The 19071-nt window shown below is 70.8% G+C and carries 18 protein-coding genes and 1 pseudogene; 12 read left to right on the forward strand and 7 right to left on the reverse strand.

Translation table 11 applies throughout. The features are described from left to right. Positions 1 to 19 precede the first annotated feature (19 nt). Entirely contained in the window at positions 20 to 1207 is a 1188-nt protein-coding gene (locus tag Q0R13_RS10980; RefSeq protein ID WP_293903776.1) for a hypothetical protein, read from the forward strand. Beyond that, the gene (locus Q0R13_RS10985) at positions 1204 to 2121 is read left to right on the forward strand and encodes a tyrosine recombinase (protein ID WP_293903779.1); all 918 of its coding nucleotides are present in this window, start codon (positions 1204 to 1206) and stop codon (positions 2119 to 2121) included. The genes Q0R13_RS10980 and Q0R13_RS10985 overlap by 4 nt, the downstream gene beginning before the upstream one ends. 149 nt (positions 2122 to 2270) lie before the next feature. On the opposite strand, the gene Q0R13_RS10990 is transcribed toward Q0R13_RS10985, so the two are convergent. Further along, on the reverse strand, positions 2271 to 3095 hold the full coding sequence (locus tag Q0R13_RS10990) for a hypothetical protein (protein WP_293903782.1): 825 nt from the start codon (positions 3093 to 3095) through the stop codon (positions 2271 to 2273). A 159-nt stretch (positions 3096 to 3254) separates the two neighbouring features. Between Q0R13_RS10990 and Q0R13_RS10995 the strand changes: the two genes are divergently transcribed. Continuing rightward, positions 3255 to 4217 carry an acetyl-CoA carboxylase carboxyltransferase subunit alpha gene (locus Q0R13_RS10995; RefSeq protein ID WP_293903784.1) on the forward strand — a complete coding sequence of 321 codons (963 nt, stop codon included), beginning with the start codon at positions 3255 to 3257 and terminating at the stop codon, positions 4215 to 4217. A gap of 89 nt (positions 4218 to 4306) precedes the next feature. Continuing rightward, positions 4307 to 5305 (forward strand): nitronate monooxygenase family protein, encoded by a 999-nt coding sequence (locus Q0R13_RS11000; protein WP_293903786.1) that lies wholly within the window; start codon positions 4307 to 4309, stop codon positions 5303 to 5305. 71 nt (positions 5306 to 5376) lie between these two features. On the opposite strand, the gene Q0R13_RS11005 is transcribed toward Q0R13_RS11000, so the two are convergent. The 3 genes from Q0R13_RS11005 to Q0R13_RS11015 form a co-directional block, all read right to left on the reverse strand. Then, complete coding sequence (locus Q0R13_RS11005; protein ID WP_293903788.1) at positions 5377 to 6384, reverse strand: beta-eliminating lyase-related protein; 1008 nt, start codon at positions 6382 to 6384, stop codon at positions 5377 to 5379. Positions 6385 to 6490: 106 nt separating this feature from the next. Further along, entirely contained in the window at positions 6491 to 7639 is a 1149-nt protein-coding gene (locus tag Q0R13_RS11010) for an epoxide hydrolase family protein (RefSeq protein WP_293903791.1), read from the reverse strand. A gap of 48 nt (positions 7640 to 7687) precedes the next feature. Then, positions 7688 to 8287: a TetR/AcrR family transcriptional regulator gene (locus Q0R13_RS11015; RefSeq protein ID WP_293903794.1), complete on the reverse strand. Its 600-nt coding sequence runs from the start codon at positions 8285 to 8287 to the stop codon at positions 7688 to 7690. Positions 8288 to 8381: 94 nt separating this feature from the next. On the opposite strand from Q0R13_RS11015, the gene Q0R13_RS11020 reads away from it, so the two are divergent. The 7 genes from Q0R13_RS11020 (at position 8382) to Q0R13_RS11050 (ending at position 16600) form a co-directional block, all read left to right on the forward strand. After that, complete coding sequence (locus Q0R13_RS11020; protein ID WP_293903797.1) at positions 8382 to 9776, forward strand: carotenoid oxygenase family protein; 1395 nt, start codon at positions 8382 to 8384, stop codon at positions 9774 to 9776. Beyond that, entirely contained in the window at positions 9777 to 10823 is a 1047-nt protein-coding gene (locus Q0R13_RS11025; RefSeq protein WP_293903800.1) for a DUF2855 family protein, read from the forward strand. Positions 10824 to 10912: 89 nt separating this feature from the next. Beyond that, positions 10913 to 12805 carry an alkyl sulfatase dimerization domain-containing protein gene (locus Q0R13_RS11030; RefSeq protein ID WP_293903802.1) on the forward strand — a complete coding sequence of 631 codons (1893 nt, stop codon included), beginning with the start codon at positions 10913 to 10915 and terminating at the stop codon, positions 12803 to 12805. A 246-nt stretch (positions 12806 to 13051) separates the two neighbouring features. Further along, positions 13052 to 13393: a PadR family transcriptional regulator gene (locus tag Q0R13_RS11035; RefSeq protein ID WP_293903816.1), complete on the forward strand. Its 342-nt coding sequence runs from the start codon at positions 13052 to 13054 to the stop codon at positions 13391 to 13393. After that, a complete protein-coding gene (locus Q0R13_RS11040) occupies positions 13390 to 14364 on the forward strand; it encodes a hypothetical protein (RefSeq protein ID WP_293903804.1) in 975 nt (324 codons plus the stop codon). The genes Q0R13_RS11035 and Q0R13_RS11040 overlap by 4 nt, the downstream gene beginning before the upstream one ends. 665 nt (positions 14365 to 15029) lie before the next feature. Then, entirely contained in the window at positions 15030 to 15875 is an 846-nt protein-coding gene (locus tag Q0R13_RS11045) for a cell wall hydrolase (protein ID WP_293903806.1), read from the forward strand. Between the two features lie 161 nt (positions 15876 to 16036). Further along, entirely contained in the window at positions 16037 to 16600 is a 564-nt protein-coding gene (locus tag Q0R13_RS11050; RefSeq protein ID WP_293903808.1) for a DUF1003 domain-containing protein, read from the forward strand. Here the strand turns inward: Q0R13_RS11050 and Q0R13_RS11055 are convergent. Next, positions 16578 to 17513, reverse strand: a complete 936-nt coding sequence (locus Q0R13_RS11055) for a GlxA family transcriptional regulator (protein WP_293903810.1) — start codon at positions 17511 to 17513, stop codon at positions 16578 to 16580. The two genes, Q0R13_RS11050 and Q0R13_RS11055, sit on opposite strands and share 23 nt — an antisense overlap. A gap of 82 nt (positions 17514 to 17595) precedes the next feature. Here Q0R13_RS11055 and Q0R13_RS11060 point away from each other — a divergent pair, with 82 nt between their 5' ends. Beyond that, complete coding sequence (locus tag Q0R13_RS11060) at positions 17596 to 17883, forward strand: hypothetical protein (RefSeq protein ID WP_293903812.1); 288 nt, start codon at positions 17596 to 17598, stop codon at positions 17881 to 17883. Here Q0R13_RS11060 and nadC read toward each other — a convergent pair. Together nadC and Q0R13_RS11070 are read right to left on the reverse strand one after the other, a co-directional pair. Further along, on the reverse strand, positions 17880 to 18731 hold the full coding sequence (nadC, locus tag Q0R13_RS11065; RefSeq protein ID WP_293903814.1) for a carboxylating nicotinate-nucleotide diphosphorylase: 852 nt from the start codon (positions 18729 to 18731) through the stop codon (positions 17880 to 17882). The two genes, Q0R13_RS11060 and nadC, sit on opposite strands and share 4 nt — an antisense overlap. Next, positions 18728 to 19071 (reverse strand): annotated as a pseudogene (locus Q0R13_RS11070) (L-aspartate oxidase); the annotation flags it as partial. The pseudogene Q0R13_RS11070 and the gene nadC, both read right to left, overlap by 4 nt.

Genomic DNA, 19071 nt, shown 5'->3' on the forward strand with positions numbered 1-19071 from the left:
CATGGGGTATGATATTGGCATGTTGCGTATCGCTCTTATCGCCGGCCTGCTGGGGCTGGCGGCGGCGCCTGCCGGCGCGCAGGTGCAGGTGACGGCGCTGGCGGCGCCCGACGCCTTCTCGGCATCGGGGCGCGACACCGGCCTGCCGGCCGAACTGTGGCGTGGGACGCCGATCGAGCTGGCGCGGACGGTGCTGCCGGTGCTGGCGGCCAGGCCCCTGTCGCCGGCCGCGGCGGCCCTGGCCCGGCGCGTGCTGGCCACCGGCGCGCCGGGACCGGAGGGGTCGGGCGCCGACCCCGCCCTGGTCGGCATGCGGGCCAACGCCCTGATCGCGCTGGGCGACCTGACCGCGGCCGGGGCGATCCTGGAGCGGCAGGCGGGGCTGGACCGCGCCCCGGAGCTGGCCCGGCCGGTGGCCGAGCGCGCACTGCTGTCGGGGGACAACGCCAAGGCCTGCGCGACCGCCGAGGACCTCAGCGTCGGACGGGCCGAGGTCTACTGGCTGCGCCTGCGCGCCTTCTGCGAGGCCGAGGCGGGCAAGAAGGACCAGGCGCAGCTGACGTTGGACCTGGCCCAGGGGCAAGCGCGCGATCCGATCTACGGCCGGCTGATGGCGGCGAAGCTGACCGGCGCTGCGCCCGGCGCGGCCTCGCTGCGCAACGGGCTGGACTATGCGCTGTCTAACAGCCTGGGCCTGGACCTGGGCGCGGCCAAGCCGGCCCCGGCGGTCGAGGCGGCGTCGCGGCCCGATCCGACCCCGCCGACGTTCGACGTCAGCGCCATCGACGGGGCGATCGGCGGGCTGGGCGCGGCCCTGCAGGCCGGCCCGCCGCCGGCGGCCGGGGTGTCGGCGCTGATCGCCGCGGCGGCCGAGGCGGACGCCAGAACCCGGGCGCGGCTGCAGGGCGCGACCCTGCTGGTGGCGGCGCTGCTGCCGGAGCTGACCGGACCGGACCGGACCCGGATCGCGGGGTTCGCCGTGCCGGAGGGCAAGGGGCCGGCCGGACGCAGTCTGTCGCTGGCGGCGGCAGGCGAGGGCAAACGCATGGGCGAGGCGGCGCTGCTGGTGCTCTGGACCAGCGCCGAGGCCGGGCCGGCGGGCCTGGCGCTGGGCGACCGGGTGCGGATCGTCCACGCCCTGGCCCAGGTCGGGCTGGACGCCGATGCGCGGGCCTTCGCGCTCGAGGGCCTGGAGGCGCTGAAGTGAGCGCCAAGGGGGCGGAGTGGGCCGAGGCGTTCCTGGAGATGATGGCCGTCGAGCGGGCGGCGGCGCACAACACGCTGGCGGCCTATTCGCGCGACCTGACCGACGCCGGCGGCTACCTGGCGACCCGCGGGACCGGGCTGGCCGAGGCCAGCGCCGAAGAGATCGAGGCCTATTTCGTCAGCCTGGGCGCGCGCGGCCTGTCGCCGGCCACGGCGGCGAGGCGGCGCGCGGCGGTGCGGCAGTTCTACCGGTTCGTGCTGGGCGAGGGCTGGCGGGACGACGACCCCTCCCGCCGGGTAGAGGCGCCGAAGCAGGGCCGGCCGCTGCCCAAGGTGCTGTCGCGCGACGAGATGGACCGGCTGATCGCCGCGGCCTCGGCCCGCGACGGCGCCCAGGGCCTGAGGTTCGGCTGCATGATCGAACTGGCCTATGCGTCCGGCCTGCGGATTTCCGAGCTGACGGCCCTGCCGCTGGCGGCGCTGGCGCGCGATCCGGCCTATCTGATCGTCAAGGGCAAGGGCGGCAAGGAGCGGCTGGCGCCCCTGAACGACACGGCGCGGACGGCGGTGAAGGCCTATCTCAACGCACGGCCGAAGTTCCTGTCCAAGGGCGAGAAGGCCAATCCGTGGCTGTTCCCCTCACGCGGCAAGGCGGGGCGCCTGACGCCGCGCCGGTTCGCCCAGGTTCTGGACGAGGCCGCCGCCGGGGCCGGCATCGACCCGGCCCGGGTCAGCCCCCACGTGCTGCGCCACGCCTTCGCCACCCACCTGCTGGAAGGCGGCGCCGACCTGCGCGTGGTGCAGAAGCTGCTGGGCCACGCCGATATCGCCACGACGCAGATCTACACCCACGTGGCGTCCGACCGGCTGCGCGAGGTGATGGCGACCAAGCACCCGCTGGGGCGCAAGCGGTGAGCTAATCCCTCCTCTTCAGGGGAGGGACAGGTCGCGCAGCGACCAGGGTGGGGAACTCGCGGCCAAGCTCGGCGCTTGAACATGCGTTCCCCACTCCGCTCGACTTCATCGAGTCGGCCCTCCACTAAAGAGGAGGGATGGGCTCGCAGCTATCCCGTGATCCTGTAACGGCCGTCACCATCCGGGCAGACGCGGACGTAGCGGTAGTCTTCGCCATAGGAGTCGACCGGCGCGGCGGCCAGGCGGCAGTGCTGGCGGTTGTAGTAGCTGTAGTTGTAGGTGCTGGAATACCGCTGGCGGCCCTCGCGGTAGGGCACGGTCTCATCGTAAGCGAAGTAGGGGCCGCGGGCGTCGCACTTGTACTGGTCATGGGCGTGGCCCACCCCGGCGCCGACCGCCGCGCCCAGCACGCCTCCCAGCAGCGCGCCCTCGGTGCGGACACCGTGGCCGGCCACGTTCGAGCCCAGCACCGCCCCGGCGATGGCGCCGATCACGCCCGCGCCGACGGCGGAGTTGTTGTTGCAGGCCACGGCGCCCGACGAGGCGTTGCGGCTGTAGTCGCGGGCGTCCGGAGCGCGGCCGGCCCAGTCGTGCTCGTCCCAGGTCGGCCGGGCGTAGTAGCGCGCGTAGGCGCCGTAACCATAGCGGGCGTCATAGGCCGCGCGGGCGTTCTCCCAGTCGGCCAGCCGGCGGTCGTAGTCCCGCCGGGCGTCGGCATAGTTCATCCGCGCGTCGTGATAGCGGTCGCGGCTGTCGCGGTACTGCTGCTGCTGGGCGTCGTACTGGTCCTTCTGGTCCTCGTACTGTGAACGCTGGGCGTCGTAGTCCTGCCGCGCGGCGGCCGACTCGGGCGTTTCGCGATATTGGGGCGTTTCGCGATATTGCGGCGCGTCAGGATACGGTTGCGCGTAGGCGGGCAGCGCGGTCGCAAGCGCGAGCGCCGAAGCCATGCCGGCCTTGGCCAGGCTGTTCATTTCTGTTCTCCAGGTGTCCTCGAATGCCCCAAACGGCTGGCCGGCTTGAGCGTTCCTCGTCAGGGGAACGCTGCGTCAGGTTCGCCGCTTGTGAGCGGGACGGTTCGCGCCTAATTTCCGCCGCTTGCTGGGGCGGCAGCCTCTTTGGACGGATCGCCGATGGCCCCGCATTACCTCGAGTTCGAGCGACCGATCGCCGACCTCGAAGCCAAGATCGAGGAGCTGTCCAAGCTTTCCGACACCGCGGGGCCAGGCGCCCTGGACGAGGAGCTGGAGGCGCTGCGGGCGCGGGCCCAGGCGCTTCGGATCGAGGCCTATTCCAACCTGGACGCCTGGCAGAAGACCCTGGTCTCGCGCCATCCGGAACGGCCGCACTTCGTCGACTACGTCGGCGCTCTGATCGCCGAATTCCAGGAACTGCGCGGCGACCGCAAGTTCGCCGACGACCAGGCGATCATGGGCGGCATCGGACGCTTCCGGGGCCGCTCGGTGGTGGTCATGGGCCATGAGAAGGGCCGCGACACCGCCAGCCGGGTGAAGCACAACTTCGGCTATGCGCGGCCGGAGGGCTACCGCAAGGCGGTGCGGCTGTTCGAGCTGGCCGAACGGTTCAAGCTGCCGGTGATCAGCTTCGTGGACACCACCGCGGCCTATCCCGGCGTCTCGTCCGAGGAGCGCGGGGTGGCCGAGGCGATCGCGCGCTCGACCGAGAAGGCTCTGATGCTGGACGTGCCGATGGTGGCGGTGGTCACCGGCGAGGGCGGCTCGGGCGGGGCGCTGGGCATCGCCTGCGGCTCGCGGGTGCTGATCCTGGAGCACGCGGTCTATTCGGTGATCCCGCCGGAGGGGGCCAACTCGATCCTGTGGCGTGGCTCGCGAACGCCGGCCGAGGCGGCCCGGGCGATGAAGATCAGCGCCCAGGACCTGCTGAAGATGAAGATCGTCGACCGGATCATCCCGGAGCCGGCCGGCGGGGCGCACGCCGATCCGCGGGCCGCGATGACCGCGGTGGGCGATGCGGTTGAGGCGGAGCTGAAGGCCCTGGAAGGCTTCTCGGCCGTGGAACTGCGGGCCAAGCGCGCCGAACGCTTCTATGCCATCGGCCGCAGCGGGCTCTCCTAGGCGCTCGTCCGCTCGGGCCGGCCACGCGCTTGCCTGACGCAGCGTCTGGCGGTTCAACTGTTCCGAACAATCGTTTGGGAGGACGTCCGATGGCGCTGAAGACCCGGTTTACGGAGATGTTCGGGATCGAGCATCCGGTCGTGCAGGGCGGCATGCAGTGGGTGGGCCGCGCCGAGCTGGTGGCCGCCGTGGCCAACGCCGGCGGCCTGGGCTTCATCACCGCGCTGACCCAGCCGACGCCGGACAAGCTGCGCGAGGAGATCGCGCGCTGCCGCAGCCTGACCGACAAGCCGTTCGGGGTGAACCTGACCATCCTGCCGGCGATCACCCCGCCGCCCTACGCGGAGTACCGCCAGGCGATCATCGACGGCGGCGTCAAGATCGTCGAGACCGCCGGCTACAAGCCGCAGGAGCACGTCGACCACTTCAAGGCCCACGGGATCAAGGTGATCCACAAGTGCACCGCCGTGCGCCACGCGCTGTCGGCCGAGCGGATGGGCGTCGACGCCATCTCCATCGACGGCCTGGAATGCGCCGGCCACCCGGGCGAGGACGACGTCGGCGGCCTGATCCTGATCCCGGCCGCGGCCGACAAGATCAAGATCCCGATGATCGCCTCCGGCGGCTTCGGCGATGCGCGCGGCCTGGTCGCGGCCCTGGCGCTGGGCGCCGAGGGCATCAACATGGGCACCCGCTTCATGGCCACGGTCGAGAGCCCGATCCACCAGAAGATCAAGGAGCAGATCGTCGCCAACGACGAGCGCGCCACCGACCTGATCTTCCGCACCATGCACAACACCGCCCGGGTGGCGAGGAACGCCGTCAGCCAGCAGGTGGTGGCGATGGAGAAGCAGGGCGCGAAGTTCGAGGACGTCCGCGAACTGGTGGCCGGCACGCGGGGCCGCGGCGTCTATGAGATCGGCGACAACGACGCCGGCATCTGGTCGGCCGGCCAGATCCAGGGCCTGATCCACGACATCCCCACCTGCGCCGAACTGATCCACCGCATCGTCCGCGAGGCCGAGGCGATCATCAACGCCCGCCTGGGCGGCATGGTCGTGCAGCGGGCGATGGCGGCCGCGGAGTAGGGGCCTCTCCCGCCCTTCCTCCCCCGCGTGCCGCGGGAGAGGAAGGGCCGGCAGGCTTGGCGGGTCGAAGCTCACACCAGGCGGTGGGCCGCCTCTGCGATCTCGTCGATGGCGGATTCGGTCGTCGCCCACGAGCACATGAAGCGGACCGAACCGTCGAGGAATCGGTAGACGAACCAGCCCGCGGCGTGGAGCGCGGCCAGCCGCGCGGCGTCCATCTCGACGAAGACGGCGTTGGCCTCTACGGCGTGGGTGACGCGCAACGGCAGACGCTCGGCCAGCCGGCGGGCCATGGCGTTGGCGTGGGTGGCGTGGCGCAAGAGGGCGCCGTCTTGCAGCATGCCGATGAACGGTGCGGCGTAGAACCGGCCCTTGGACGGCAACTGGCCGCCCTGCTTCAGGCGCGCATCGAACCGGCGCGCGATGGCGCGGTCGAAGATCACCACCGCCTCGGTGGGCGGCATGCCGGCCTTGGTGCCGCCGACCACCAGGATATCGACGCCCAGGCCGGCGATAGCCTTGAGGTCGAAGCCGGCGGCCGCGGCGTTGGCCAACCGGGCGCCGTCCAGATGGACGCCATAGCCTTTGGCCTTCACCGGGGCGATCAAGGCGGCGAGCTCGGAGGCCGCATAGACCGTGCCGTATTCGGTGGCGTTGGTCAGCGAGAGGGCGGCGATGGGCTGGCGATGGGAGACGTCCGGCGCGGCCAGGGGGGCGGCCAGTCCGGCCGGGTCGATCTTACCGGACGCGCCGGGCAGGCCGACCAGGCCCAGGCCGTGGCCGAACAGGCCGGGCGCGCCGGTCTCGTCCGTACAGACGTGGGCGTGCTCGTGGGCCAGTACGGATTCAAACGGGCGGCACAGCGCTGCCAGCGAGATGGCGTTGGCGGCGGTGCCGGAGGCCACGAACCGCACCTCGGCGTCGGCGTCCAGCATCTGGCGCACCAGGTCGGCGGCCCGGGCGGTGACCGTGTCCGTACCGTAGCCGGAGGTGAAGCCGCTGTTGGCGGCGACCAGCGCGGCCATCGCCTCGGGCGTGGCGGGGGCGGTATTGTCGGACGCGAAGTCGTAACGGGCCATGGCTGGGCTATTAGCTGGCGGCTTCGCTCATCGCCAGCGCAGGCCCACAAAACCCGGCAAGCCAGCCGCTTGTCTCCTCACCCGCAAGGTGGCCCCGATGGCGCGATCAGGTCTCCCGGCCCCACGCCCGCACGTCGTCGACGTAGAGGTCAGGTTCCTCCATGGCGGCGAAGTGGCCGCCGCTGGGCATGTCGGTCCAGCGGACGATGTTGTAGGCGCGCTCCGCGAACGAGCGGGGCGGGGCCTGGTACAGCGGCTCGCCGGGGAAGTTGGCGAACGCGGTGGGGACCTCCAGGCGCTGGCCGGGCTCGAAGGCCAGGCCGCCTTCCTCGACGAGGCCGCGGTAGTACCAGGCGCCGGGCGTGAAGCTGCCGGTCATCACGTAGAGCATGATGCTGGTGAGCAGCCGGTCCTTTGGGTAGGCCTCGTCTATCGACTTCTTCGACAGGTCCGACCAGTCGTGGAAGCGCTCGGCGATCCAGGCGGCCTGGCCGACCGGGTTGCCGGCCCCCATCCAGGCGATCGACTGCGGCTTGGAGACCTGCAGGCGGAAGTAGGCGCCCATCACGTCCATGGCCCCGGCCTGGCGCGCGGCCCAGGCAACTTCTGCCTCGCCCTCGGGGCCGCCCGGCGGACGGAAGCCCAGCATGTTGAGGTGGATGCCGCGGGCGTGGGCGCCGTGGTCGCGGCCCAGCCAGGAGGTCACCAGCGCGCCCCAGTCGCCGCCCTGGGCCAGGTAGGTGGAATACCCCAGCACCTGGGTCATCAGGGTGTTGAACAGCCGCGCGGTGGTGCGCTGGCCGATGGGCCGGGTGGGCTTGGACGAGAACCCGAAACCGGGGAGGGAGGGGATCACCAGGTCGAAGGCGTCGGCCGGGTTGCCGCCGAAGCGGGACGGGAACGCCAGCTTCTCGATCGCCTGCCAGAACTCATAGTGCGAGCCCGGCCAGCCGTGGGTGACGATCAGCGGGCGCTGGCCGCCGGCCTCGCCCACCACGTGCAGGAAGTGGAGGTCGAAGTCCTCGACCCGCGCGGTGAACTGCGGGAAGCGGTTGAGGTCGGCCATGGCCGCGCGCCAGTCGTAGGCCCCGGTCCAGTGATCGCAGAGCGCCTTCAGGTACGGGCCATCGCAACCATAGGCCCAGCCGTCGGGAACCTCCGGCGCCGGCGGCCAGGGATAGGCGCGGACCCGGTCCAGCACCGCTGCGACCTCGGCGTCCGTCCAAGCCACTTCGAAGGGTTTGATCTCGGCCATGGTTCGCCTCCCGTTGCAGGACAGGTCACCGCCTTGCCGCGACGTGCGTCAAGCGTCGGGTCGCAAGCCTCTGGCGAGGGTGGTGTTCAGCGCAAGGTAGAGGTCGCGCGCCCGGCCCGGCGGCAGCATGCCGGCCAGCTGCAGCACCACCACCCCGTGCACCGCCGCCCAGAACATCATCCCGATCTGGTCCGGATCGCCCTGGTAGAGGCCGGCGGCGATGGAGTCCTGCACGTGGTCGGTCATGGTCGCCCGCGCCCGCAGGCCGGCGGCGATCAGCTCGGGGTATTTCCCGACGTTCGGCTGGTTGAGATCGAACATCAGCTTGTAGGAATGTGGATGATCGAGAGCGAAGCGGACATAGGCCTCGCCCACCGCCTCGCCCCGCGAATGGGCGTCCGGGGCGTCGGCGCGCGCGGTCTCCAGCGCCTGGGCGAAGCGGGTGAAGCCGTTGGTGCGCACGGCGGCCAGGATGTCGTCCTTGTCCTGGAAATAGCGATAGGGCGTCATCGGCGAGACGCCCAGGTCGGCGGCCAGCTGGCGCATGGTCACCGAGCCCGCCCCCTTTTCGGCGAACAGCCGCTCGGCGGCTTCGCACAGGCGCTCGCGGAAGTCGGCGACGTCGGTCTCGGTCAGGACGCGCGGCATTCGACTCGCTCACGAAAAAGGTACTTGCCAACGGCTAAGGGGTTGATCATAAATTTACAACGTAAGTTACATAACGCTATCCGGAGGATCGGCCATGGACGGTGATGTGCGCATCAATCCCTATCTCGCGGGCAATTTTGCGCCGGTGCGATCTGAGGACGACTTCGACCTGAAGGTCCAGGGAGAGATTCCGGCCGGCCTGCGCGGCGCCCTGTTCCGCGTCGGCCCGAACCCGCAGTTCGAACCGCGCGACCCGGCCAGCCACCACTGGTTCGGCGGCGACGGCATGGTGCACGGCTTCTATGTGGCCGATGGCAAGGTCAGCTATCGCAACCGCTACGTTCGCACGCCGAAGTGGGAGCTGGAGCACGAGCATGGCCGCGCCCTGTTCGGCTCGATGGGCAACCCGATGACCACCGACCCGATCGCGCTCGGCAACGAGGGCGGGGTCGCCAACACCAACATCATCTGGCACGCCGGCAAGCTGATGGCGCTGGAAGAGGCGCACCACCCCTTCGAGATGGATCCGAACACCCTGGAGAGCCGCGGCTATGTGCGGCCCTATGGCGGACGGGTGACTGCGCACCCGAAGATCGACCCGGTGACCGGGGTGATGACCTGGTTCGGCTATGGGGTCGGCGAGATGCCGCTGTCGGCGGGCATGAGCTACGGGATCACCGCCGCCGACGGGACGGTGACGCGCCGCCAGGACTTCCAGGCGCCCTATTCCTCGATGGTCCACGACTTCATGGTCACGGAAAACCACGTCCTGTTCCCGGTGCTGCCGCTGACCGGCAGCCTGGAGCGGGCGATAGGCGGGCGGCCGCCGTTCGCCTGGGAGCCACAGAAGGGGTCCTATGTCGGCGTCATGCGCCGCGACGCGGATGTCACGACGATCCGCTGGTTCAACACCGAGGCCTGCTACGTCTTCCACCCGCTGAACAGCTGGGAAGAGGGCGGCAAGATCTTCTGCGACGTGATGCGCTACGACGTGGCGCCGCTGTTCCCCAACGCCGACGGCACGGCGGGCGACAAGGCGGCGGCCCGGCTGGTGCGCTGGACCTTCGACCTGGACGCCGCGTCGGATGCGATCCTGGAGACCCCGCTGGACGACCTGGACGGCGAGTTCCCTCGCGTCGACCCGCGGGTCGAGACCCGCAAGCACCGCCACGCCTGGTACGCCGCCGATCCCACGGCCAGCGGCACGATCCGCCAGTGCGCGATCGCCCATCTGGACCTCGCGACCGGCCAGCGCCAGGTCTATGAGCTGACGGGCGGCGACCTGACCTCGGAGCCGGTGTTCGTGCCGCGGTCGGCCGACGCTCCGGAAGGCGACGGCTGGCTGACCGCGGTGGTCTGGCGCGCGGCCGAGAACCGCTCGGACCTGCTGATCCTTGAGGCCCAGGACGTGGCCAAAGGCCCGATCGCGGTAGCGCAGATGCCACGCCGGATGCCGTTCGGCTTCCACGGCAACTGGGCGAATATCTGAGTGACCGGCTGGGACCTTCTCGTCGACCGGAGCGACCTGCGGCGCACCACCCTCGCGCCCGCCGATCCAGGCATAGCCCTGGACGACGGGGAGGCCCTTTTCGCGATCGAGAGTTTCGCGCTCACCGCCAACAACATCACCTATGGCGCGGCCGGCGACATGATCGGTTACTGGAAGTTCTTCCCGGCGCCGGAGGGCCAGGGGCGGATTCCGGTCTGGGGCTTTGCCCGGGTGACACGCTCCAGAGCCGCCGACGCCCCGGTCGGCCTTCGGCTGTTCGGCTACTGGCCGATGTCCAGCCATACCGTCCTGTGTCTCAAAGCGCGGGCATCGGGCTTCGTTGAGACGTCGCCTCACCGCGCCGAACTGCCGGGCGCTTACAACGCCTATCAGGCCGCAGAGCCTGGGCCCGACGACGACTGGCGCGCACTGTTGCGGCCGCTGTTCATGACCTCGTTCGTGCTCGACGATCAGATCGCCGACACCGCACCGGGCGCACTGGTGCTCTCCAGCGCGTCCAGCAAGACAGCGATGGGCCTGGCCTGGCTGGCGCGCCGGCGCGGCATCCCGGTGGCGGGGCTGACCTCCCCGGCCCACCTGGAGCTACTGCGCGGCACCGGCCTCTATGACGCGCTTCACGCCTACGACGACATCGCCGCCGTCAGCGTCGCAGAGCCGACCACCTATGTGGATTTCGCGGGCCGCAGCGCCGTTACGCATCAGGTCCACGACCGGCTTGGCCCGGCCCTGACCAGCATCATCGGCGTCGGCCTCACACACTGGGATGCCGAGCGCGGCGCTCCGCCCGATTCTGGCCCCACGCCTTCCTTCTTCTTTGCCCCCGACCGCATACGTCAGCGGATGCAGGATTGGGGTCCGGAGGAGCTGGATCGCCGCTTCAACGCCGAACTGACGGATTTCATCACCGGGAACCCCTGGCTGGCCCTGAAACATCACGTCGGCCCCGACGCGCTTCAGGCGATCTACGCCGACGTCGTGGCGGGCGCTGTCCGGCCCGACGAGGGCCATATCGTCCGGCCGGGATAGGGTTTGGGGCGGCGGAAACGGCCCCGCCGATTCCGCGTCGATTGCCAAGCCCGCCGCCCTGGCGCCAGGGTTGGCGCGGGAGGCGCGACATGAAGAGATCCATCCTTGGGGCCGCATGCGGCCTGATGCTGGCCGCGGGGCCGATGGCGCGCGGCGCGCCCGCGGCCGGCCCGGACTTCACCGATCGCCAGGACTTCGCGTTCGCCGAGCGGGGCTTCGTGGGCACGCGGGCGGACCCGAAGATCCTGGGCGCCGACGGCCATGTGGTCTGGGACCTGACCGCCTACGACTTCCTGCAGGGCCCGGCCCCGGCCAGCGTGAACCCCAGCCTGTGGCGCCAGTCGCAGCTGCTGGCTAAGAGCGGCCTGTTCCAGGTCACCAAGGGTGTGTGGCAGGTGCGCGGCTTCGACCTGGCCAACGCCACCTTCATCGCCGGCAAGACCGGCTGGATCGTCATCGACACCCTGACCTCCACCGAGGCGGCCAAGGCGGCCCTGGACCTGGCCAACGAGAAGCTGGGCGCGCGGCCGGTGGTCGCCATTGTCTACACTCACAGCCACACCGACCACTTCGGCGGGGCGCGCGGCCTGGTCGCCCAGGCGGACGTGGACTCCGGCAGGGTCAAGGTGATCGCCCCGGCCGGGTTCCTGGAGGCCGCGGTCAGCGAGAACGTCATCGCCGGCGCGGCCATGTCGAGGCGCGCCACCTATCAGTTCGGAACCTTCCTGCCGAAGGGGCCGGACGGCCAGGTCAACGCCGGCATCGGCCCCGCGCTGAGCGCCGGGACCCAAAGCTTGGTCCCGCCCAACGTCGAGATCACCCGTACCGGCCAGGAGCTGGTGGTCGATGGCATGCGGCTGCAGTTCCAGATCACGCCGGGGACCGAGGCGCCGGCCGAGATGAACATCTACTTGCCGGACCTGAAGGTGCTGGACCTCGCGGAGAACGCCAACGCCACGATGCACAACATCCTGACGCCGCGCGGGGCCCTGGTGCGCGATGCGAAGGCGTGGGCGGACTACCTCTCGGAATCGCTGCGGCTGTATGGCGATAAATCGGACATCATGATCACCAGCCATGCCTGGCCGCGGTTCGGGCAGGCGGTGGTGGTCGACTTCCTGGAGAAGCACCGCGACGCCTACAAATACCTGCACGACCAGACCGTGCGGCTGATGAACGACGGCCTGACCGGGCCGGAGATCGCCAACCGGATCGCCCTGCCGCCGGTGCTGGCCGACGAGTGGTACAACCGCGGCTACTACGGGACGATGAGCTTCAACAGCCGCGCGGTCTATCAGCGCTACATGGGCTGGTACGACGCCAACCCGGCGCACCTGGCGCCGCTGGAGCCGGCCGACGAGGCGGGGCGCTATGTGGCGATGATGGGCGGGCCGGCCACCGTGCTGGCCGCCGCCCAGGCCGCCTACGACAAGGGCGACGACCGCTGGGCCGGCGAGCTGGCCAACCGGTTGGTCATGGCCGATGCGGCGAACACGGCGGCGCGGAGCCTGCTGGCCAGGGTCTACGACCGCCAGGCGGTGGGGGCGGAGAGCGCGATCTGGCGCAACATCTACCTCTCGGGCGCCCTGGAGCTGCGCGGCGGGGTGCGGCCGGGGGCCGGGAAGGCGGCCTCGCTGGACCTGATCCGCAACACCCCGACCCCAATGCTGCTGGACCTGATGTCGGTGCGGCTGGATCCGGCCAAGGCCCGGGACGGCCAGGTGGTCGTCGACCTGGTGTTCCCCGACCGCAGGGAGCGCTTCCGGGTGCAGGTGAAGCACGACGTCCTGACCTATGAGGCCGATCCGAAGGCCGGGGCGGTCGACGCCACCCTCACCCTGCCGCGCTCGGCCTTCCTGGCCGCGGCGCTGACCGGCACGCCGGCGGCGGGGGCGCAGGTGACCGGCGATCCCCAGGCGCTGGCCCGCCTGCTGAGCTGGCTGACCCCGCCCCGCCCGAATTTCCCGATCGTGACGCGATAGCCTTTTCCCTCCCCCTTCATGGGCCCCCCTGGGGGAGGTGTCGGCGAATGCCGACGGGGGGTCCTCAACAGCGTGGCCGCTACAGGCTTGTCGGCGCCTCCGAGGCGCCCGGTCGGACGATCGTGGAGGATCCCCTCAGCCAGCGTTCGCCGACAGCTCGCCCAACGCCGGAGCAACTGAAAGAACTGTACGCCACACAGTATGTGGTAGACACCATGTGTCACACAGTGTATGCCACACAGCAAGATGCCCAACGACACCGACATTTTCGAGACGCTGCGCCAGGAGCTGCGCCGTGGATCGCTGATCCTGGCGGTGCTGGGCCAGCTTAAGGCCGAGCACTACGGCTACACCCTGCGCAAGGCGCTGGCCGAGGCCGGGGTCGAGATCGATGAGGGCGCGCTCTACCCGATGCTGCGGCGGCTGGAGTCCCAGGGGCTTCTGACCAGCGAATGGCGCGAGGAGGAGCGGCGCAACAAACGCTTCTACACGCTGTCGACCGAGGGCCGCGCCGTGCTGGATCGCCTGATTGCGGAGTGGACCGGCCTCAACGCCTCGGTCGACGCCATCCTGAGGAACAAGTCATGAAGGACCTGCTGGACCGCTACCTGGCGGCCGTGGCGCGGGAGCTGCCCGCTCGTCAGCGCGCCGACATCGCCGCCGAGCTGCGCGACGAGCTGCTGACCAAGATCGAACTGCGGGAGGCGGCGCGGGGCCGGCCGCTGGACCGCGGCGAGCTCGAAGCCCTGCTGATCGAGGTCGGCAATCCGCTGATCGTGGCCGGCCGCTACCGCAAGGTGCAGCACCTGGTGGGGCCGGAGATCTTCCCCCTGTGGTGGTCGGGGCTGAAGGTTACGCTGGGGGTCATCGCGGCGGTCTACCTGGTGATCGTCATCGTCCGCGCGGCCTTTACCGGGACGGCGACCCATGCCGAGGACGCGGTCCCCAGCCTACTGACATCGATGATCTTCGCCTTCGGGATCGTCACTCTGGTCGCCGTGGCGGTCGAGCGGCTGAACCTGCAGCGGTTCGTCTATCGTTGGCGTCCGCGCCAGCTGCCGCCGGTCGGGGCCCGGGCCAAGTCGCCGTTCGAACGGGTGGTCGAGATCGGGATGGGGGCGGTGTTCCTGCTGTGGTGGACCGGCGCGATCCAGCTGCGGGGCTGGTTGCCCGCCATGGGCGTCCTGGTGGTCGACCTGGCCCCGGTGTTCGCGGTCTACTTCTGGCCGGTCCTGGCCTATTCGGCCTTCGAGCTGGTCATCAACCTGACGGCGCTGCTGCGGCCGGGCTGGGTGCGGCTGAACGCGGCGGTGACCGTGGTCAGGTCGCTGGCCGGCGCGGGTCTGACCGCGTCGCTGCTGCAGGCGGGCCACTGGCTGGAGATCAGCTCAGGGCGCCTGCCGGCCCTGGTCGTGGAGCGCGCGCAGACCCAGTTCGACCTGGGCCTGAACGTGGCCCTGGTGGCCACGGTGGCCGGCTTCGCCATCGCGGCCGCCCTGGACGCGCGACGGCTGTGGCTCGTGATCCAGGACGCCCGGGCCTATCCGTACGCCCGCTAGCGCCTTTCACTTGAACCAGATAAAAAGGCTCTACCTCTTTGAGTTAGAGCGCGTCGGGCGGCGAAACCGGGATCCACTTTCGCCTGACACGCTCTAGAAGCCGTGCGCGGCGTTCGCCGCGACCAGCAGGACGCCGGCCAGGGTGGCCAGGGCCAGGAAGAGATTGCGCATCCTGCGCTTCCCCGTTGTTGCTCGACGAGTCTTACGCAGCAAGACGGGCGCCAGATGCGGCCGCCCGCCGCAAGCACAGGCCGCAAGATTCGCCACAGTTCGCCTCAGGCGCGAATGAGGTAAACGAACGTGGTTGCAGAAGACTTGCGCGTCCATCGAAGACTAGATGCAGATACCCGGGAACTTTCCGGAATTCCCGTGGGTTGTCAGGGTTCTGCGGGGGCAGGTCGTGCTGGCGCAGCCCCGGCTGAGCCGGCGACGTTAATGCTGCGGCGCAAAAAAGTGTTGCCAGAGACCGGTGCGGCATTCATAAACCCTTCATCAATTGCCGTCGCCTGACCCACGGATCTCCGGTCAGGCCTGCCGGCGGACGCTACCAGCACGAGCAGGGGCGGCCGCGGCGACAATGAGTTGGGGGGCAGTTCGCCCTCGCCACTGAGGACCGCTCAATTTTGAAATCTGGAACGCAGGCGCGCGCCGAATGGCGCGTGCCGATGAGCGCCGCTTTGTGGGGTGCAGGCATCGGCCTGGCCCTTGGCGCAACCTATCTCGCCGCCGGAATGGGCGAGCGCGCCGCGGACCATGCCCGCGCCGAACGGATGGCCGCGGCCGCCCAGGGCGGCTACGGCGACGCCCATGGCGCCAGCCTGCAACGATACGGCCGTGCCGCCCGGGCAGATGCGCGGGCGCTCGCCGCCCAGCATCGCGCCGATCTCGAATGCCTGACCGACGCGGTCTATTACGAGGCGCGCAGCGAGAGCCCCCGCGGCCAGGCCGCCGTGGCCCAGGTGGTGCTGAACCGGGTCAAGCACCCGGCCTTCCCGAAGTCCGTCTGCGGCGTTGTCTTCCAGGGTGCCCGTCACGCCGGCTGCCAGTTCAGCTTCGCCTGCGACGGCTCGATGCGACGAGGCCGCGAGGCCCTGGCCTGGGACCGTGCTCACGCCGTGGCCGCCCGCGTCCTGGCCGGCGCGGTGGCCAGCAGCATCGGCGCCGCTACCCACTACCACACCACCGCCGTCTCGCCGTTCTGGGCGCCGCAGATGCTGCGGGTCGCCACGGTGGGCGCGCATGTGTTCTACAAGTTCTCGCCCTATCGGATCCACGCGCCGGCCGATGAGCCCCTGGTCGAGACGGCGGTGCTGATCTCCAGTCCGGCGGCCCAGGTCCCCGAACTGCGGGTATCGGCCTCGATGGAGAAGGCGATCGAGACCTCGTTGCAGCCGGTGTCCCCGGCGACGGCGACGGCGAAGGCCGCGCCGCCGCCGGTCGCGCCGCCCGCCAAGCCGGCCGAGGCGGCGATGCTCACAGCGCCTCAGTCCGTTTCCGCAGGCGTGTCCTGACGCGCTCCGGCGCGATCCGGTTCAACAGCGTGATGCCGCCGGCCGCCCCGGTGACGAAGATCGCGCGGCGGCCACTCGCCTGCGCCTTGCCGCTTGCCGCCATGGCCGAGTCCCGCTGAACCTGCGAACTACACCGCTTACGCCTCGAGGGGGTAAATCGGATGACCGTGGACGCGCGACAACAGCTGGCTCAGGACCTGCTCAACTGTCCCTACGACGACCTGACGCCGGTGCAGCGCAGCGTCATCGACCTGATCGCCACCGAGGCGCCCACCGGCCTGCATCCCGACCTGGTGCATGACGAGCGGCGGCGGGGCGAGCGGCTGGCCGACCGGGTCGCGGAGATCGGCGGCTCCTGGGGCTTCATCATCGCGTTCGGGGCGGTCCTGGCGCTGTGGATCGGCTGGAACGTCCTGACCAAGGTCTTCCACCTAGACTTCGACCCCTACCCCTTCATCTTCCTGAATCTGGTGCTGTCGATGCTGGCGGCCATCCAGGCGCCGATCATCATGATGAGCCAGAACCGCGCCGCCGCCCGCGACCGGAAGTCGGCGGAGCACGACTATGTGGTCAACCTGCGCGCCGAGCTGGAGATCATGCACCTGCACGACAAGCTGGACGGGGTGCGCAAGCGCGAGCTGATCGGCATCATCAAGCGACAGAACGAGAGCCTGCGGATCCTGCGCGAACAGGGGCCCCAGGTCAGGCCCGGGCCGAGCGCCTGAGCGCCTGGGGCGGCTGGCCGAAGGCGCGCAGGAAGGCGCGGCGCATCCGTTCCGGGTCGCCGAACCCGGCGCGCTCCGCCACCCGGTCGATGGGCGCGTGGCCGGTCTCCAGCTCGGTGCGCGCGGCCTCCAGGCGCAGGCGCTCGACCGCCTTGGCCGGGGTCGTGCCGGTCTCGGCGGCGAAGGCGCGGGCGAAGTTGCGGGGGCTCATGGCGGCTTCCTCGGCCAGCCGTTCGACCGTCAGCGGCTGGGCCAGGTGGGCGCGCATCCAGTCCATCAGCTCGGCGAACCGGCCGCTGCGACCGCCCAGCTCCACCAGGGCCGAGAACTGCGACTGCCCGCCCGGCCGGCGCTGGTGGACCACCAGCTGCTGGGCCACGCCGCGGGCGACGTCGCTGCCCAGGTCCTGCTCGATCAGCGCCAGCGACAGGTCGATGCCGGCGGTGATGCCCGCCGAGGTCCAGACGTCGCCGTCGCGGATGAAGATGCGGTCGGCGTCGACCCGCACCTTCGGGTAGCGCCGGGCGAAGCGTTCGGTGCTGGCCCAGTGGGTGGTGGCGCGCCGCGCATCCAGCAGGCCCGCCTCGGCCAGCAGGAAGGCGCCGGTGCAGACGCTGGCATGGCGCCGCGCCGGCGCGCGCCGCAGCCAGTCCGTGATCTCCGACAGGGCGTCCATGTGGCGCGTGCCATTGCCGCCGGCCACCATCACCGTGTCGAACGGCCCGTCGCCCAGCGGCTCGGCGGTGAGGGCGACGCCGGCCGAACTGCGCACCGGCCCGCCGCCGGGCGCCTGGACGCGCAGGTCATAGGCCCCCGGCCGATACCGCTCGGCGATCTCGAAGGCGCTGATCGGACCGGCCGCGTCCAGCAGCTGGAAGTCGGGGAAGATCACCAGGGCGATGTGGTGTGGCATGGCAGGTTCCGTGGGAACAATGAAATTGCAGCCAGACGGATGCGCTTCTAGGGTCGCGGCGTCAACCCTAAGGAGGCCGCCGATGTCCGAGCTGCAGATCGTCTTCGAGCTCTATCCCGGCGTGACCCACCTGGACTTCATCGGCCCGCACCAGGTGCTGGTGCGCACGCCGAACGCCGACGTCACGGTCGCCTCGCTGGGCGGGCGGGACAGCGAGGCCGAGGGGCTGGTCTTCACCCGCCTGGCCGACCTGGCGAAGGCGAACGCTGCGACGTGCTGTGCGTGCCGGGCGGGCTCGGCGCGGCCGAGGCGATGCTGGACGCGGGGTTCATGGCGCAGATCCGCCGGCTGGGGGCCGGCGCCCGTCTAGTTGCTGACCGCGTCGAGGCCGATGTCCAGCACGCGGGCCGAGTGGGTGAGGGCGCCGACGCTGATGACGTCCACCCCGGTCTCGGCGATGGCGCGGACGGTGTCGAGCGTGACGCCGCCCGAGGCCTCCAGGGTCACCCGGCCGCCGACGATGCTGACCGCCTCGCGCATGTCGATCAGGTTGAAGTTGTCCAGCATGATCACGTCGGGATCGTGCGCCAGAGCTTCCTGCAGCTGGACCAGGCTGTCGACCTCGACCTCGACCTTCACCAGGTGGCCGGCGTAGGCCTTGGCGCGGCGCACCGCCTCGCCCACCGAGCCGCAGGCCGCGACATGGTTGTCCTTGATCAGGATGGCGTCATCCAGGCCGAAGCGGTGGTTGATCCCGCCGCCACAGCGCACGGCGTACTTCTCCAGGGCGCGCAGGCCCGGCGTGGTCTTGCGGGTGTCGGTGATCCGGGCGCGGGTCCCGGCCACCGCCTCCACGAAGTCCTGGGTCAGGGTGGCGATGCCACACAGCCGGCCCAGCAGGTTGAGCGCCGTGCGCTCGGCGCTGAGGATCGCCCGTGCGTTGCCGTGCACCCGGGCCAGAGTGGTCCCGGCCGGGACCGCCTGGCCATCCTCCGCCATCGGCTCATAGACCACGGTGGGGTCCAGTTGGGCGATGGCCAGGCGCACGCAGGCCAGGCCCGCCACCACCCCGCCGCGGCGGGTGGAGAAGGCGGCGCTGAGCGTGGTCGTAGCGGGAACACAGGCCGCGGCGGTGATATCGCCAGCGCGACCGAGGTCTTCTGCCAGCGCCGCGCGGACGACGGGCGCCAGCAACAGATCCGGGATCGGGTCGATCATTCGGCGGCGAACCTGAAGGCGAGGGGCTGGATCTGGTCCAGCGTGACCCGCGTACGGGCCGCGGCCTGGGCGCCCGTGAAGTCGGCGCGGAAGTGGCCGCCACGGCTCTCCTGGCGGGCGAGGCCGGCGGCGGCGATCAGGCGCGCGGCCACCAGCGGCGCGCTGCGTCCATGGGCGTGTTCCAGGGCGTCGATCAGGTCCAGCAGTCGGGCCAGGCCCGCCGCGTCGCGGATCACCCCGGCGTCGCGGCTCATGGCCTGGCGCAGGGCGGCGAGGCCGACGGCGGGCAGGCCGGGCGCGCTCACCGCCCGGCTGGCGGCCGGCGCGGGCTGTTCCGCCG

Source organism: Phenylobacterium sp., assembly GCF_025351295.1.
GTDB lineage: Bacteria > Pseudomonadota > Alphaproteobacteria > Caulobacterales > Caulobacteraceae > Phenylobacterium.